Raw genomic sequence first — 16,269 nt, 5'->3', positions numbered from 1 at the left:
GGATCGCCTCAATCCAGCTTGTCGAGGATGAGGATTTCGAGTTCGCGGTTCCAGGGCGGATACCAATCGGTCTCGGTCATCTCGAAGGTGGTGGGGCCGATTTTCTTCACGTTCTCTCCGCAAAAAGAGACAAGGCTGTCCTGTTTGCCCTTGTCTATGGTCAGGGTGAACTTGCCAATGGGTCCGGACCAATTATTGCCGGTGGACCAGACATAGGAAATCCAGTTTTCCATGTAAGGATAGTGCGTCCAGCCATCGTTCTCGACTGCGCCGCGCTTGGCGGCGGCAATGAACTTTTCGTCCATGCAATATTTGTTGGTGTAGTCGCGGAAATTGCGCTCGGTCCAGTCGTCCTCGTCATTATAGGGCAGGAAGGAGAGCCCGGTCGTGCCGCCAACGCTGGGCAGATAGGTGTGAACGACCTCCGAGACGCCGGGCGGGAAATTCGCTTCCCAGGAATAGGTGGAGCGCAGGGACCAAAGCGGCGTGCGCTCTGAAACCCAGCCGTCGCCGGCATCGTATTCCATCACGAAGATGAGACCGTGATGGAGAAGCTCGGCGGTCTGCTCTTCAGAAAGCGCGGCCAAGGCGGGAAGGGTGGCCTCAATATTGGGATTTAGCGGCACGCCGAAGCCGGTCAGCATCGCTGAATAATCGATATTGTTGTGATAGGCATATTGATGCAGTTGGGCCTCGACGGGCTCGCCGTTCAACGTGGTCCGGAACCGGAAAAGATTGTCCGGATCACTCGATTCGGTGCCGGTTTCGGGATCGTAGAGACCTGGAATGGCGACCATGCGCTCGGGCCCGCCTTCGAGGTCCGGCATGGGGAAGGCGACAAGAATGTCCTGTGCCTCGTCGAGCTCATTGTCGAATTCGTAGACAACCTTGATCTCGTCACGCGACACGAACAGGTGCTCGGAGGCCATCCTGATATCGTCGCTGGTGACGAAAATCAGCCCGCCCGTGCCGAGCTGGGCCATGGTGTCATTGGCCATGGCAGGCAGGGCCAAGGCGCTCATCGCCAGTGCGACGACCAGTTTCTGCATGTTGCTTCCCTTATGTGTCAGGCGCATCTCCGGCACACAGGCTAGCGTTTCCCGGTGACGGTGCGAAGGGCAGATTTGTATTCGCCCGCAAGAAGGTGGCAAAGACCGGGAGCGCGCGCGATTTCATCGGCGGCGATCACTCGCTCAGATACCGAAACCATTTGCGTTGCAGGGCCTTGTCGAGGTCGATGCTATTATGCCGTGCATAGAGCAGCAGCATGGCCAGAAGGTCGGCCGCCTCATCCTCGCGCGCTTCGAGGATCGTCTCCTCGTCCTGGTCCTTGCGCCGGCCGCGGCCCGAGAGCCGGAGATGTTCGGCGGTCAATTCGCCAAGCTCTTCCTGCAATTTGAGGATCGCCCAATCGTCGTCGCGGTCGATGTCGTTCCGCTCGGCATAAATGTCGGATACCTGCGCCACCAGCGCGGTGAGTTCGGCCAGAGAGCGGTTCATATGGCGATGGGCGCGGCGATACGTGGATGGGGATCGTAACCTTCGAAGGCAAAGTCCTCGAAGACGAAATCCTCCAGCCGACGGCGCTCAGGATTCATGATCAGCCTGGGCAGGGGGCGTGGCTCACGGCTCAGTTGCAGCCGTGCCTGCTCGAAATGATTGCTGTAGATATGCGCATCGCCCAAAGTGTGCACGAAATCGCCGACCTCAAGATCGCAGACCTGCGCCACCATATGGGTGAGCAGCGCATAGGAAGCGATGTTGAAGGGCACGCCGAGAAAGGTGTCGGCGGAGCGCTGATAAAGCTGGCAGCTCAACCGGCCATCGGCCACGTAGAACTGGAACAGGGCGTGGCAGGGCGGCAGCGCCATATTGTCCACTTCCGCCGGATTCCAGGCGGAAACGATGTGGCGGCGGCTGTCCGGCTTGGCCCTGATCTGGTCGACAACATTCTGCAATTGGTCGATCTTGCGGCCATCGGGGGCGGGCCAGTTGCGCCACTGGCTGCCATAGACCGGCCCCAGATCGCCGTTCTCGTCAGCCCATTCGTCCCAGATGGTGACACCACGCTCCTGCAGCCAGCGCACATTGGTCTCGCCGCGAATGAACCAGAGCAGTTCATAGATGATGGATTTGATGTGGAGCTTCTTGGTGGTGACCAGCGGGAAGCCCTTCGAGAGATCGAAGCGCATCTGGTAGCCGAACAGGCTGCGCGTGCCGGTGCCGGTGCGGTCCGACTTGTCGGTGCCGTGTTCGAGAATGTCGGAGAGAAGCTTCAGATAGGGCTGCATGACGTCAATCTAGTGCGATTCGTCACGCGCTGCCGCATGCGCGGATGGTTTGTGAACTGGAAGCTATACCAGCGCGCTGAAGAATTCGGTGTCGTCGCGTTCCCAGGTGTGTGACTGCTCGATATGGGCCAGCGACCAGGCGAAAATCTTCTGCATTTCCCGCAGGTCGCGCGCGGCCACCGCATCCTCAAGCAATTCGTTGACCCGCATCTTGGCCGGCAGGTGGCCTTCGGGGCCGACCCGTTCGAATTCGACGGCAATGCCGGCCTCGATCCAGGCGCCGACCAGACCGGCGAAATCCTCGGAAATGAGGAATTCCGACAGGCGCAGAACCAGAATGGTGATGGTGTCGTTGTTGAAGGATTCGGAGCGGATGACGACGCCGCTCAATTCCGGATGCCAGGCGGGGCCAAGTTCGGGCAGGAAGAACCAGCCGCAATAAAAGCCACGGCAAACCTGGGGGCGCGCTTCATAGACCGTGCAACCCCGGCCCGGCGCGCAATGGCGGCAAAGCGAATTGGCCGGCTTTTGCAGGGTTTCGACCCGGATGGGCGCGAAGGAACAGCATGCGGTGCAGGTGCCGCAGCTTCGGTCGTCCAAAATGGTCATCGACAATGGACGTACCTCCTGCCGCGTCGGCTCCCCGGGAAAGCTAAGCGGACAAACGCCGATCATGTCCAGAGGATTGGCAAAAGCGCGTCGCGATCTTTCAGATTCGCGCCCTGCGCTTTAGATCTTGTTTTGGCGCATGTCTTCGTCCTGAAACCGGAGCCACTTTCGGAAGACATGCGCTAGCGAACGAACTCGTCCTCGGCATAGCCTTGCAGATAGAGCAGGGCAGTGAGGTCGCCATGATCGATGCGGATGCCGGCGGCCTCGGCCACGGCGGGCTTGGCATGCAGCGCGACACCGAAACCGGCGACGCCGATCATGTCGAGGTCATTGGCGCCGTCGCCGACGGCGATGGTCTGGCTGGTGTCGAGGCCGCGTTCTTCGACCAGGGCCAGAAGCCGTTCGCGCTTGGTATTCTTGTCCACGATGGGCTTGGCGACGGTGCCGGTGAGGCGGTCGCCATCGAATTCGAGGACATTGGCGATGGCCTCGTCGAAGCCGATGCGCCTGGCGAAATAGTCGGCAAAAAAGGTGAAGCCGCCCGAGACCAGAGAGGTATAGGCGCCATAGGCCTTCATGGTCTGCACCAGGGCGCGGCCACCGGGAGCCAGCGTGATGGCCTCGCGGCGAACTTCCTCGATGACCTTGTTTTCGAGGCCCCTGAGCAGGGCGACCCGCGTGTCCAAAGCCTCGGCGAAGTCGAGTTCACCGCGCATGGCGCGTTCGGTAATTTCGGCCACCTGGGGCTTGAGATCGAGCGCTGCGGCCAGTTCGTCGATGCATTCCTGCTCGATCATGGTGGAATCCATGTCGGCGACCAGCAACAGCTTGCGGCGGCCTTCGCTGGGCAGCAGATTGGCGTCAACGGCCCTGCCGGAAAGGATTTCCCTAGCGATTTCAAGCGCATCCGGCGCGGTAGGCTCAAAGATCTCGCAGGCAATGCCGTGGTTTTGCCAGTTGAGTTCGCCGCCGGTTTTTGCGACCACCTTGGCCACGAGGGCCACGTCGAGTTCGGGGTCGGCAGGATTGGCGATCAGGGATAGAACCGGCATGGCGACAGCAGCTTTCGGAGGCGGGATTTGATGGGCCAGAGGCGCGCAGTGCTGATAGCGGGTCCAACCGCAAGCGGCAAGTCGGCGCTGGCGCTGGACCGCGCGCGGCGTGGCGGCGGGCTCATCGTCAATGCCGATTCCATGCAGGTTTATGACACGCTGCAAATCGTCACCGCCCGACCGAGCTCCGAGGACGAGGCCGCCGCCGAACACCGGCTCTATGGCTTTGTGCCGGTGACGCAGCGGTTCTCGACCGGACAATGGGTGCGGGCAGTGGAGGCGATAATTGCCGAAGCCTCTCCAGCGCGCGAGCTGATTTTCGTTGGTGGGACAGGGCTTTATTTCGATGCGCTGACCAAGGGATTTGCCGATATTCCCGAGATCGGCGAGGCGGCCGTGCTTCAAGTTCAACAAGAGATTCAAGCGCTGGACGAAGCGGGGCGCATGGCATTGCTGCTGAAGGAAGATCCCGAAACGGCGGCGCGGCTGAGCGTGGCCGATCCGCAGCGGGCGATCCGGGCGCTGGCGGTCAAGCGGGCAACAGGGCGGACACTTTCCAGCTTTCAGGCCGATCAGCGACCGGGGCTCCTCGCCGAGTGGTCGCTGGAAAAAATGGTTTTGTGGCCGGACCGGGAGATCTTGAGGGGGCGGATCGCGCGGCGCTTCGAGGCCATGTTCGAATCGGGGGCTGTAGACGAGGTCCGGGCGGTGCTGTCACAACAGCTCGATCCGTCGTTGCCGGCAATGAAGGCGATCGGCGTGCCGGAGATATCGGCATGGCTGGCCGGTGAACTGGACCGCGACGAAGCCATCGAGCGCGCCATCATCGCCACAAGGCAATATGCCAAAAGGCAGCGGACCTGGTTTCGCAACCGCATGGGAGACTGGCCGCGCATCGTGCCGGGTTAGGCGGCAGGGGAATTGGATTGCCGGACAAGCCGGGCAATGACAATGGGGTGGGCAGGTCCGTCGGAAGGCCCCGCGAGAGGCGCAGGTGATTTAACCCCGTGCCACCCCGATCTTTTCCAAAAGGCCCAGCCTTTCGCGCAGTGCAAAGCGGGTGAGCAGCACGATGGCAACGAAGGTGAGGCCGACCGCGAGGCCGAGCCAGATGCCGACGCCGCGCAGGTCGAACACGAAACCCAGAACATAGCTGGTCGGCAAGCCAATCATCCAATAGCCGATAATGGCCAGCACCATCGGAATTTTGGTGTCGTTGAGGCCGCGCAGGGCGTGTGCGGCGGTGACCTGCGCGCCATCCACCAGCTGGAAGATGGCAGCGACGGCAAGGAAGGACACGGCGAGGCCGAGTGCATGGGCGTTGGCCTCGACGGACGGATCGAGAAAGATCGAGACGATGGGCCGGCCAAAGAACAGGAAGGTGAGGCAGGACAGGGTCATGAAGCCGGTGCCGAGCATGAGCGCCATCCAGCCGGCCTTGCGGATGCCTTCGCGGTCGCGGCGGCCATAGGCGACGCCCACACGCACGGTGGCGGCGATGCCGAGGCCCATCGGCACCATGAAGGCCATGGAGGCGCATTGCAGCGCGATGGCGTGGGCGGCGATTTCATCGGTGCCGATCAGGCCCATCAGCAGCGCCGCGGCGGTGAACATGCCGACCTCGGCCAGAATTGTGAGGGCAATCGGCGTGCCGATAGCGAAGATGGAGCGGAAATGGCCCCAATCGGGCTTCCAGAACCGCATGAGGATATGGAAGCGCCCGAATCGGGGATGGCGCACGACATAGGCCAGCATCAGCAGGAACATGATGATGTTGGTGGTGAGCGTGGCGATGCCCGCCCCGCGCAATTCGAGGCGAGGGAGACCGAAATTGCCGAAAATCAGCGCATAGGCGATGAGCGCATTGATGACGACGCCCATCAGCGTGATCACCAGAATGATGCGGGTGGCGTCGAAGGCGGAGAGGAAGGAGCGCAGCGCGATGATGCCGATAGCCGGAAAAAGCGACCAGGCGACGATCTGGACGAATTGCTCGGCCATCTCGGTTGCGGCCGGATCCTGCCCGAGAAACAGGTAGATCGGCCTGATCTGGAGAACCAGGGGCAGCAGGAGAGTGGCCAGCACGATCGTCGCCCAGAATCCCTGCCGTACGATGCGGCGGATGGCCTTGATGTTGCGGGCGCCGCGCGCCTGCGCCACCAGCGGCGCCACAGCGCCAACGACGCCGACACCAAACAGCAGGAAGGGCATGAAAAACGTGGTTCCCAGCGTGCCAGCGGCGAGATAGGCGGGCCCGAGCCAGCCGAGCAGGATCACGTCCGTCGTGTGCAGGGCGTTCTGCGCCAATTGCGCGATGACCAATGGCCAGGCCAGGGTAAAGGTCGCGCGCAGTTCCTCGCCCCAGCTCAATGCCGCGGATGGCACGGATTGCACCCGTTCGACCGGCGCGACTGTGTCACTCATTGTCTTTTCCTACACTTGCGAGCCATGCTGTAGTCGAAACCGGCCCGGTGGGAAAGCAGTGGGAAATCATGGATCATTATAAGCAGGGTCTTCTGTTGGTCGTTGCGGGGCTTGTGGGCGCTGCCGGGGTCGCTGCAGCGGCGGGGTCTTCGCACATGGCGGAGTCGCGTAATCTGGCCGGTATTGCCGCCATCGGCCTGTCGCATGGTCCGGCATTGCTGGCGCTGGGCCTGTTTGGGAACTCGCGCATGTTGCTGGCTGCCGGTTGGATTCTTGCGGCAGGCACATTGGTCTTCGCAGGCGATCTGGGGTTGCGCGAATGGACAGGGAATGGTCTTTTCCCTGGCGCCGCGCCCCTTGGTGGCGGGGGCATGATGCTGGGTTGGGCCTTCGTCGCACTTGCCGGATTTTTCGGGCCCAATCGAAAAAAGATCAATAAAGATTAAAATCGCGCTGGAACCTTTCAGGAGAAGGCGCATTTCAGACTGCGAGATTGCAGAAATATGCTGTTGGAGGATCCCATGCACAAAATTCTGATCATTGCCGTGACCGCGCTGTCGATGGCGGCCTGCACCACCACCCAGCAGGGCGCAACCGTCGGTGCCATTGGCGGAGGCGTCGTCGGCGCAGCCGCAACTGGCGGCAGCCTCGTCGGCACGGCAGTGGGTGCCGGTATCGGTGCGGTAGCAGGCGCTGCCGTTGGCGACGCGGTTCGCGTCCACAACCGGGCCCGCAATCAGTGCGTCTATGTCGATCGCTATGGCCGCGAGTTCATCGATACCTGCGCACCGCGCGGATAAGAATTTCCGAATGCCGCAGCGCCCCCTGCGGCTCAGCGCCTCCCCGGCGCAAAAACACCCGGCTGGCCCCCCAGCCGGGTGTTTTCGTGTAGCGGAATCGATCTTGAAAAAGCAAAGACGCCAAGAGATAGTATCGCTTGCGTGCCACTTGTCTTGCGCTACCTGAATGTTCGGCTCGACCGGACCATAGGCTACCTCCTGATCTCGTGAATCGTAAATGCGGTGCCCTGCACCGGATAGATCCTTACGCCGCAACATGCGGCATAACAGACCAAGAGGTTTTCCATGGCCGCCATTACCGGGACCGTGAAGTTCTTCAACACCACCAAGGGCTATGGCTTCATTTCGCCCGACAATGGCGAGAAGGATGCATTCGTGCACATTTCCGCCGTGCAGCGGTCGGGCCTGCAGGGCCTTTACGAAGGCGACAAGGTGAGCTTCGAGCTGGAAACTGGCCGTGACGGCAAGGTTTCCGCCGGCCAGCTGACGCTGCTGAGCTAAGACGAGGCGGCATTTGTCGCCAGCTTGCGGCGCGCTCCCGCATCAAAGAATTCGAACAGGCCCTTCGGGGCCTGTTTTTCGTCGGGACGGTGGACTCCGGCGGCCCAGCCGTGCCAAACGGCGCTGACATGATATTGTGGTGAGGCGATGCGCGAATTTCTCAAGAACTGGAGCCCGAAGGTGGAAACGCCGGAGGGGCTGCGGCAGGCGGGGGCGATGCCTTATGCAATCGTAGACGGGCGCATGGCTTTCCTGCTCATCACCTCGCGGCGCAGCGGAAAGTGGATTTTTCCCAAGGGCGCGATCGAGCCGGGCTTCACCCCCTGGGACAGCGCGGCCAGCGAGGCGCTGGAAGAGGCGGGCGTTTCCGGCGATATCGAGCAATCGCCGGTCGGCAGCTATCGAGCCAGCATCGGCAATGATGGCGTGACGCTGGTCGATGTCGATCTATATCCGCTGCGGGTGACCCAGCAGCATGACAATTGGCGCGAAGACAATCAGCGCCTGCGCCATTGGGCGACGCTGTCCGAAGCCAGGCGCCTGCTGGCGGACCGTTCGCTCGCCCGCCTCGCCGAGATGCTGCACGTCCAGCGCATCGGCAAGACCTAAATAATCAGGTCCAGCCCCAGATAAAGCAGGCCGGCCAGCAGGGCCGATGCCGGAACTGTCACGACCCAGGCGGCGAAGATGCTGTAGACATGCTGCCGGCGCACCAGCAGGCGGCCCTCGCGCTGGCGGGCATTGGCCAATGCGTCTTCGGGTGTAGCATTGAGCTGGCTGGCATCCATGAACCGCGCATTGACCGGAACGGAGCTGCCATCCATGTCGCGGCGCGACGCATATTCGCGCAGGAAACCAACGCCGAAGACCGCGCCCACCGCAATATGGGTGGACGAGACCGGCATGCCCAGGGCCGAGGCCACCAATACGGTGATGGCGGCGGAGAGGGCGGCGCAACACGCGCGGATTTCATTAAGCTTGGTGATCTGTTCGCCCACGGTGCGGATGAGGCGGGGGCCAAACAGCGCCAGGCCCAGAGAAATGCCGATGGCGCCGATGGCCAGCACCCAGAAGGGCAAGGTGATCCCGGCGACATCGCCAGTGCCGGTTTCGACGGCGCTGGCAATGGCGGCGAGCGGGCCGATGGCGTTGGCGACGTCATTGGCGCCGTGGGCGAAGGACAGCAGCGCCGCCGAGACAATCAGCGGCAGCCGGAACAAAGTCGCCACGTGTTTCTTGCGGTTTTCCATGTGCTGCGACTGCTTGCGGACCCACGGCATGGCCACGAGCCAGCCCAAAATGCTGAAGCCGAGCCCGAGCAGGAGCGTGGTGACGCCGTCCGGTTTCCAGATCCGGCTCAACCCCTTGGTGGCCAGATACATGACAAAGATGCCGGTCATGGCGGCAACGAAGATGGGCACCCAGAGCCGCGCCGCGGAAATCTTGTCGAGCCGCCCGGTAATGGTGCTCTGGACAATGATGAGGAACAGGGCCGCGAACAAGCCACCCAGGACGGGGGAGATGACCCAGGACGTGGCAATGGCGCCGATCGTCGGCCAGTTTACCACGGCAAAGCCGGCGGAGGCGATGCCCGAGCCGACCACGCCGCCGACCACGGCGTGGGTGGTGGATACCGGCGCGCCGATATAGGTGGCCAGATTGACCCAGAGGGCCGAAGCGAGCAGAGCCGCCATCATCACGAGAATGAAGGTGGTGGCCTCGATTTCCGGCGCCAGCAGCAGGTCGCGCGCCACGGTATTGACCACGTCGCCGCCAGCGAGAAGGGCGCCAGCGGCCTCGAATATGGCGGCGATGATCAATGCGCCGACCATGGTGAGGGCGCGGGAGCCCACGGCGGGGCCCATATTATTGGCCACGTCATTGGCGCCGACATTGAGCGCCATATAGCCGGCAATGGCGGCTCCGATGATCACGATATAGGCTGAGGGTCCATCACCGACGACGAAACTGCCCCACAGCGCCGCGAGCAGCAGGAAGACCAGCGCAATGCCCGGCGCGGCGAGTTTGCGGCCCAGATCGTGCGTGGCGATCTCCAGGCCCGTGACCCGCTGCAAGTCCTTGTCCAGCGCGCTTTTGCTCATTTCATCACACTGTCATCGTGAATTTGGCTGGGGCTTTAGCATCCCTGCGCGGCACTGCAATCCCCCAAAACGCCACGCATCGGCTTTACCCCCTGTTGCGGGGCGTTCGGGGGCATGGTGGCTTTGGCTTGACTTTGCGGCTGCATTACTTTTAACAATGCCGCGTCTAGAATTTTGGAGCGGTCCAGTGCGGGCACTCATTCTCGTAGTATGCAGGCGCATCGGCGACGTGGGGTAAAACCCCGCGCGAATGCTGGTGCGCCGAAAACAGGTCCCGAATGGGGCCTTTTTTATTGCCTTTTTTTATTGCCTTTTTCCGCCGCGCGGGATGAGGCGGGAAATGACGGACAGACCCCCGGGAGGGGCAGGAATTCAGGAAGGGCTGACAATGGCCGAAAAAATGACTGGCGCTGAAATGGTGATCCAGGCGCTGACCGATCAGGGTGTCGAACATATCTTCGGCTATCCGGGTGGGGCGGCGCTGCCGATCTATGACGCAATGTTCCAGCAGGATTTCGTCAAGCATATCCTGGTGCGGCACGAGCAGGGCGCGACGCACATGGCCGAGGGCTATGCGCGCTCGACCGGCAAGCCCGGCGTGGTCCTGGTCACCTCCGGCCCCGGCGCCACCAACGCGGTCACCGGGCTCACCGACGCATTGCTCGATTCCATTCCTCTGGTCTGCATCACCGCGCAGGTGCCGACCACGCTGATCGGCACGGACGGCTTCCAGGAATGCGACACCGTTGGCATTACCCGCTCCTGCACCAAGCACAATTACCTAGTGAAGAATGTCGCCGACCTGCCGCGCGTGCTGCATGAGGCTTTCCATATTGCCACGACCGGCCGGCCCGGCCCCGTGGTCATCGACATTCCCAAGGACGTGCAATTCGCTGTCGGCGATTACTACAAGCCCGAGCCCGGCACGCTGCGGCACAAGTCCTATCGTCCCCAGATGGACGGGGATCTCGCGGCCATCGAGGCAGCCGTCGATCTCATGCTCAAGGCGGAGCGGCCGATTTTCTATACCGGCGGCGGCGTGATCAATGCCGGGCCGGAAGCGTCGGAAAATCTGCGCGAGCTGGCCGAGCTGACCGGCTTCCCCGTCACCTCCACGCTGATGGGGCTGGGGGCCTTCCCCGCCTCCAATCCGCAATGGATGGGCATGCTGGGCATGCACGGCACCTACGAAGCCAATCTGGCGATGCACGATTGCGACGTGATGATCAATATCGGCGCGCGCTTCGATGACCGCATTACCGGGAGGGTGGATGCCTTCTCGCCGCATAGCCGCAAGATTCATGTCGATATCGATCCCAGCTCGATCAACAAGATCATTCGCGTGGACGTGCCGATCGTGGGCGATTGCAACCGCGTCCTGGAAGAGATGATCCGCATCTGGCGCAGCCGGACCAACCAGCCGCGCAGCGAGGCGATTGCGCCGTGGTGGGCGCAGATCGAGGCCTGGCGGGCAGTCGGTTCGCTCAATTACAAGAATTCGGATTCGGTCATCAAGCCGCAATGGGCGATCCAGCGGCTCTACGATGCGACGAAAAAGCAGGACAAGGAAGTCTATATCACCACCGAAGTGGGTCAGCATCAGATGTGGGCGGCCCAGTATTTCCACTTCGAGCAGCCCAATCGCTGGATGACCTCGGGCGGGCTGGGCACGATGGGCTATGGCCTGCCGGCCTCGGTGGGCGTGCAGGTGGCGCATCCTGACGCGCTGGTGATCGACATTGCCGGCGAGGCCTCGGTGCAAATGACCATGCAGGAGCTGTCCACGGCAGTGCAATATCGGCTGCCGATCAAGGTGTTCATCCTCAACAATGAGCGCATGGGCATGGTTCGCCAATGGCAGGATCTGCTGCATGGCTCACGTTATGCGCATTCCTATTCGGAATCGCTGCCCGATTTCGTCAAGCTGGCCGAGGCCTATGGCGCCAAGGGTATTCGTTGCGAAAATCCGGCAGAGCTCGATGCGGCCATTGCCGAAATGATCGATTATGACGGCCCGGTCCTGTTCGACGTGATTGTCGAAAAGGATGAGAACTGCCTGCCCATGATCCCCTCGGGCAAGCCGCACAACGAAATCATCCTGCCCGACACCGCCAATATCGGCGACATCATCGACGAGAAGGGACGCGCGCTGGTCTAGGCCGGCTGCGGAGGTATACGACATGAACGCACATTTGCAGCCCACCGGCTCCGCCTATTTCCTGACGCAGGAAACCCAGCAATCCGAGCGCCATACGCTTTCGGTCCTCGTGGATAACGAGCCCGGTATTCTCGCCCGCGTGGTCGGCCTGTTTTCGGCGCGCGGCTATAATATTGAAAGCCTGACCGTCAGCGAGACCGAGCATGACAGGCGGCTCAGCCGCATCACCGTGGTCGTGGTGGCGACACCCAAGACGCTGGTGCAGATCAAGGCGCATCTGGAGCGCCTGGTGCCGGTGCATCGGGTGCATGACCTGACCGCCGAGGGCGCTTATCTCGAACGTGAACTGGCGCTGATCAAGGTGAAGGGCTCAGGTGACCATCGCGCCGAAACGCTGCGCTTGGCCGATGCCTTCCGCGCCCATATCGTCGATGCGACAGTGGAAAGTTTCGTGTTCGAGGTGACCGGCAAGCCGGAAAAAGTGGACAGCTTCATCGCACTGATGGCGCCGCTCGGGCTGGTCGAAGTGGTGCGCACTGGGCTTGCCGCCATTGCGCGCGGCCCAGACGGCATGTGAACGCCAAATCTGATCGCCCTTATCACAAGGTTCGATTGGGCGCGGCGTGAAGTCTGGTGTATGGCAGGGCTCGAAGTGTTCGAGACCTGCCATGACCCTGCTATCAGCCAATCTTAATGCCGTCGCTCAGCTGCGCAACAGGCGCGACCTGCCCTGGCCCAGCGTTACCGGCATTGCGCGGGTCGTGCTGGACGCGGGCGCGAGTGGCATCACTATCCATCCCCGGCCCGACGAGCGGCATATCCGCCGCAGCGACGTCTTCGAGCTGTCCGAATTGCTGCGCCGGGACTATCCACAGGCCGAATTCAATATCGAAGGCTATCCGAGCGAGGACTTTCTCGAACTGATCGAGACGGTCAATCCGAAGCAGGTTACGCTGGTGCCCGACGATCCGGCGCAGGCGACGTCCGATCATGGCTGGGATTTTGTCGGCAAGGGCAATTTTTTGCGCTCGGTAGTGCAGCGGCTGAAGCGCCCCGAGCGCCGCATTTCGCTGTTCTGCGATCCCGATGCCGGCGAAGAGGGCGTGCTGGCGGCCAAAAGCACCGGCGCCGATCGGGTGGAATTGTTCACCGGGCCCTATGGAGCCTGCTACGACAATACCGTAGCGGCACAGGCGGCGCTGAGCGATCTGGCGGAAACCTGTCGTGCGGCGAAGGCGGCGGGACTTGGGGTGAATGCCGGACATGACCTGACGCTGGATAACCTGCCGGCGTTCCAGGCAGCGGTGCCCGGCGTGGCCGAGGTGTCCATCGGGCACGGATTGACCGCCGATGCCTTGCTGATGGGGTTTGCCGAGGCTACGCGGCGCTATATCGCCGTGCTGAAAGACTAGCCGGCGTCGTTCGTACACCGAGAACAATCCGTTTGGGAAATGAGCGCATTCGCCTGCGGATGGAGGTCCGTAGGTCGTGGCTGCTAAAAAATTCCTTATATTGCAAATGCTTACAAAAATGTAACCGGGGCACCTATTTGTCCCTCGCTGACAGAACGGTGCCCTCTTGAGCAATTCGGTGGCAGGCACATATACCGCCTCAGTTACGATTTGTTACCAAGGAGGGCAGTTTAATGTCCAAGCTCAAGATCGGCATCATCATCTCGTCCACCCGCGCCACGCGCTTCGGTGAAATCCCTGCCAAGTGGATTCTGGACAAGGCCAATGAACGCCCCGAAATCGAAGCCGAAATCGTCGATCTGCGCGAATTCGACCTGCCGTTCTTTGACGAAGTCGCCTCCAATGCGTGGGCGCCATCGCAGAACGCCAATGCCGTGAAGTGGCAGAAAAAGATCTCCGAGTTCGATGGCTATATCTTTGTCACCGCCGAATATAACCGCGCGATTACCGGTGCGCTGAAGAACGCGATCGATCAGGCCTATACCAACTGGAACCAGAAGGCGTTCGGCGCGATCGGCTATGGCAGCGTGGGTGGAGCCCGCGCCGTCGAGAACCTGCGCACCATCGGCGTGGAATTGCAGATGGTTTCCACACGCTCGGCTGTTCACATTGCCGGCGCCGATTTCATGTCCGTTCATCCCGGTTTCGGCGGTACGAAATCGCTGGCGGATATTGAAGCCTCGATCGGCAACTCGGCCAAGGATATGCTCGACCAGCTCACCTGGTGGGGCAATGCCGCCAAGGCTGCCCGCGCCGCCGCGTAACTTCGCGAAGGCCTCCAAATCATCGTTTGTCTGGCAGGGATCGCTCCGAAAGGGACGATCCCTGCCGGCTTTTGAACCATTCGCCGGTCGGGGTGTTGTTTGTCTCGGGCGGCGGGTGTATAGCGGCGCCCGCCTTGAAACAACGAGAGCGCCAAAGCTCATGACGCGCACTGACAATGCCGGCCAACATGCTGGCGACGTGGCGAACCCGCTGGCAAGCCACAAAAAAAGCAGCTTGCCGCTTCTAACACTTGGCGCCATCGGTGTGGTCTATGGCGATATCGGGACCAGCCCGATCTATGCCTTTCGCCAGGCGACGCATGTGCGGCCCGGCGCGACATCGACCGATATCGAAATCCTCGGTCTGCTGTCGCTGATCGTCTGGACGCTGACGCTGACGGTGGCGCTGAAGTACATTTTCTTTGTTACCCGCGCCGACAATAATGGCGAGGGCGGCACGCTGAGCCTGATGGCTTTGGCACGAAAGACCTTCACCAATCCGCCGGCCTGGATCACCGTGCTCGGCGTGCTCGGCGCGGCGATGTTCTATGGCGATGCCTTGCTTACCCCAGCAATTTCAGTGCTTTCGGCGGTCGAAGGCATGGAGTTGGTGGCGCCCGGAATGGGGCGCTGGGTGGTGCCGATCACGCTGGTGCTCATTGTGGGGCTGTTTGCGGTACAGCGCTTCGGCACCGCGAAAGTGGCGATCGTGTTCGGCCCCATTACCGCCGTCTGGTTTCTGGTGTTGGGTTTTTCCGGGCTGGTACAGATCATCGACTATCCGTCGGTGCTGCAGGCACTTAACCCGTTGCTGGGCTTCGGCTTCCTGTTCAATCATTTCGGCATCGCCTTCGTGGTCATGGGGGCGGTTTTCCTGGCGGTGACCGGCGCCGAAGCGCTCTATGTCGATCTGGGGCATTTTGGCCGCAAACCCATTGTTCTGGCTTGGTTTTCGCTGGTCTTCCCGTGCTTGCTGCTTAACTATTTCGGCCAAGGCGCCTTTGTGCTGAATGCCGGAATCGAGAATGTGGCGAGCCCGTTTTTCCAGATGCAGCCGGAATGGGCGCTGCTGCCTTTTGTCATTCTGGCGACACTGGCGACCATCATTGCCAGCCAGGCGGTGATCACCGGCACCTATAGTCTTACCCAGCAGGCCATTGCTCTCAACATGCTGCCGCGCATGGTGGTGCAACACACTTCGGCGACCCAGAGCGGGCAGATCTACATGCCCCAGATCAACACCATGCTGATGATCGGCGTGCTGATCCTCGTGGCAACCTTTGGAAGTTCTGCTTCGCTTTCAAATGCTTATGGTATCGCGGTGTCAGGCGTCATGATCGTGACGCTGGCGTTGCTGGTCGTGGTGATGTGGCGCAACTGGAAATGGCATCCCGCCGTCGTCGTCGGTTTCGCGCTGCTCTTTCTGGTGATCGACGGCTCGTTCTTTGCCGCCAATGCCGCCAAATTGTTCCAGGGCGGCTGGGTGCCGGCCGTGGTCGCGGCTTTCGTCGCGGTGATCATGTGGAGCTGGATGGCGGGGCGGAAGCGGCTGTCGGACAAGACACGGCGCGACGAGGTGCCGCTGGAATTTCTGGTCAATAATCTGGCCAAGAAGAAGCCGACCATCGTGCCGGGCACCGCGATTTTCCTGACCTCGGATGTCGAGGGTGCGCCGACGGCACTTCTGCATTCTCTCAAGCATTACAAGGTGTTGCACGAGCAGAACGTGATCCTGACAGTGCGGACTTCGACCTCGCCGCGCGTGCCGGACGACGAAAAGGTGACCATTGACGCCTATAACGAACTGTTCTTCCGGGTGGTGGTGACCTTCGGTTTCATGGAAAGCCCCAATATTCCCAAGGCCTTGGCGCTGGCGCGGAAGCTGGGCTGGAAGTTCGACATCATGTCCACGTCGTTCTTCCTGTCCCGGCGCTCGCTGAAACTGGGCGAGCGCAAGGGCTTGTTCGGCTTCTGGCAGGACCGGCTGTTCATCCGCATGGCGCGCAATGCCAGCGATGCCACCGAATATTTTCACATTCCCACCGGCAGAGTCGTCGAAATCGGGACGCAGGTCATCATCTGACGGCCAAGTG

Annotated in this window: 17 protein-coding genes; 10 read left to right on the top strand and 7 right to left on the bottom strand. The window is 61.5% G+C overall.

Annotated features, from left to right (window positions below; genetic code table 11):
* Positions 1 to 8: 8 nt before the first annotated feature.
* The 5 genes from H0482_RS04025 to serB all read right to left on the bottom strand — a co-directional run bounded on the left by H0482_RS04025 (position 9) and on the right by serB (position 3,955).
* Complete coding sequence (locus H0482_RS04025) at positions 9 to 1,049, bottom strand: DUF4424 family protein (RefSeq protein WP_230989427.1); 1,041 nt, start codon at positions 1,047 to 1,049, stop codon at positions 9 to 11.
* 136 nt (positions 1,050 to 1,185) lie between these two features.
* Complete coding sequence (locus H0482_RS04020) at positions 1,186 to 1,500, bottom strand: nucleoside triphosphate pyrophosphohydrolase family protein (RefSeq protein WP_193728712.1); 315 nt, start codon at positions 1,498 to 1,500, stop codon at positions 1,186 to 1,188.
* Positions 1,497 to 2,291, bottom strand: coding sequence for a thymidylate synthase (locus H0482_RS04015; RefSeq protein ID WP_193728711.1), 795 nt, complete (start codon positions 2,289 to 2,291; stop codon positions 1,497 to 1,499). Before H0482_RS04015 ends, H0482_RS04020 begins: the two co-directional genes overlap by 4 nt.
* A 63-nt stretch (positions 2,292 to 2,354) precedes the next feature.
* Entirely contained in the window at positions 2,355 to 2,906 is a 552-nt protein-coding gene (locus tag H0482_RS04010; protein ID WP_193728710.1) for a YkgJ family cysteine cluster protein, read from the bottom strand.
* Between the two features lie 176 nt (positions 2,907 to 3,082).
* On the bottom strand, positions 3,083 to 3,955 hold the full coding sequence (gene serB / locus H0482_RS04005) for a phosphoserine phosphatase SerB (protein WP_193728709.1): 873 nt from the start codon (positions 3,953 to 3,955) through the stop codon (positions 3,083 to 3,085).
* A gap of 30 nt (positions 3,956 to 3,985) precedes the next feature.
* On the opposite strand from serB, the gene miaA reads away from it, so the two are divergent.
* Complete coding sequence (gene miaA / locus H0482_RS04000; RefSeq protein ID WP_193728708.1) at positions 3,986 to 4,864, top strand: tRNA (adenosine(37)-N6)-dimethylallyltransferase MiaA; 879 nt, start codon at positions 3,986 to 3,988, stop codon at positions 4,862 to 4,864.
* Between the two features lie 90 nt (positions 4,865 to 4,954).
* Here miaA and H0482_RS03995 read toward each other — a convergent pair whose 3' ends face one another.
* Positions 4,955 to 6,379, bottom strand: a complete 1,425-nt coding sequence (locus tag H0482_RS03995) for an MATE family efflux transporter (RefSeq protein WP_193728707.1) — start codon at positions 6,377 to 6,379, stop codon at positions 4,955 to 4,957.
* Between the two features lie 68 nt (positions 6,380 to 6,447).
* Here H0482_RS03995 and H0482_RS03990 point away from each other — a divergent pair, with 68 nt between their 5' ends.
* The 4 genes from H0482_RS03990 to H0482_RS03975 all read left to right on the top strand — a co-directional run bounded on the left by H0482_RS03990 (position 6,448) and on the right by H0482_RS03975 (position 8,289).
* A complete protein-coding gene (locus tag H0482_RS03990; RefSeq protein ID WP_193728706.1) occupies positions 6,448 to 6,825 on the top strand; it encodes a DUF423 domain-containing protein in 378 nt (125 codons plus the stop codon).
* Between the two features lie 75 nt (positions 6,826 to 6,900).
* Entirely contained in the window at positions 6,901 to 7,179 is a 279-nt protein-coding gene (locus H0482_RS03985; protein WP_193728705.1) for a glycine zipper domain-containing protein, read from the top strand.
* A gap of 285 nt (positions 7,180 to 7,464) precedes the next feature.
* On the top strand, positions 7,465 to 7,680 hold the full coding sequence (locus tag H0482_RS03980) for a cold-shock protein (RefSeq protein WP_193728704.1): 216 nt from the start codon (positions 7,465 to 7,467) through the stop codon (positions 7,678 to 7,680).
* A gap of 147 nt (positions 7,681 to 7,827) precedes the next feature.
* The gene (locus tag H0482_RS03975) at positions 7,828 to 8,289 is read left to right on the top strand and encodes an NUDIX hydrolase (protein ID WP_193728703.1); all 462 of its coding nucleotides are present in this window, start codon (positions 7,828 to 7,830) and stop codon (positions 8,287 to 8,289) included.
* On the opposite strand, the gene H0482_RS03970 is transcribed toward H0482_RS03975, so the two are convergent.
* Positions 8,286 to 9,782, bottom strand: a complete 1,497-nt coding sequence (locus tag H0482_RS03970) for an inorganic phosphate transporter (RefSeq protein ID WP_193728702.1) — start codon at positions 9,780 to 9,782, stop codon at positions 8,286 to 8,288. The genes H0482_RS03975 and H0482_RS03970 overlap by 4 nt on opposite strands.
* Positions 9,783 to 10,170: 388 nt before the next feature.
* Between H0482_RS03970 and H0482_RS03965 the strand changes: the two genes are divergently transcribed.
* The 5 genes from H0482_RS03965 (at position 10,171) to H0482_RS03945 (ending at position 16,259) form a co-directional block, all read left to right on the top strand.
* The gene (locus tag H0482_RS03965) at positions 10,171 to 11,940 is read left to right on the top strand and encodes an acetolactate synthase 3 large subunit (RefSeq protein ID WP_193728701.1); all 1,770 of its coding nucleotides are present in this window, start codon (positions 10,171 to 10,173) and stop codon (positions 11,938 to 11,940) included.
* A gap of 22 nt (positions 11,941 to 11,962) precedes the next feature.
* Positions 11,963 to 12,517: an acetolactate synthase small subunit gene (ilvN, locus tag H0482_RS03960; RefSeq protein WP_193728700.1), complete on the top strand. Its 555-nt coding sequence runs from the start codon at positions 11,963 to 11,965 to the stop codon at positions 12,515 to 12,517.
* A gap of 91 nt (positions 12,518 to 12,608) precedes the next feature.
* A complete protein-coding gene (locus tag H0482_RS03955) occupies positions 12,609 to 13,352 on the top strand; it encodes a pyridoxine 5'-phosphate synthase (protein ID WP_193728699.1) in 744 nt (247 codons plus the stop codon).
* A gap of 233 nt (positions 13,353 to 13,585) precedes the next feature.
* Positions 13,586 to 14,176, top strand: coding sequence for an NADPH-dependent FMN reductase (locus tag H0482_RS03950; protein WP_193728698.1), 591 nt, complete (start codon positions 13,586 to 13,588; stop codon positions 14,174 to 14,176).
* A gap of 160 nt (positions 14,177 to 14,336) precedes the next feature.
* On the top strand, positions 14,337 to 16,259 hold the full coding sequence (locus tag H0482_RS03945) for a potassium transporter Kup (protein WP_193728697.1): 1,923 nt from the start codon (positions 14,337 to 14,339) through the stop codon (positions 16,257 to 16,259).
* Positions 16,260 to 16,269 lie beyond the last annotated feature (10 nt).

The sequence above is a fragment of the Devosia faecipullorum genome (assembly GCF_015158295.1).
Lineage (GTDB): Bacteria > Pseudomonadota > Alphaproteobacteria > Rhizobiales > Devosiaceae > Devosia > Devosia faecipullorum.
Note: the sequence above shows the minus strand (reverse complement) of the source record. Positions and strands in the feature narration are given on the sequence as shown.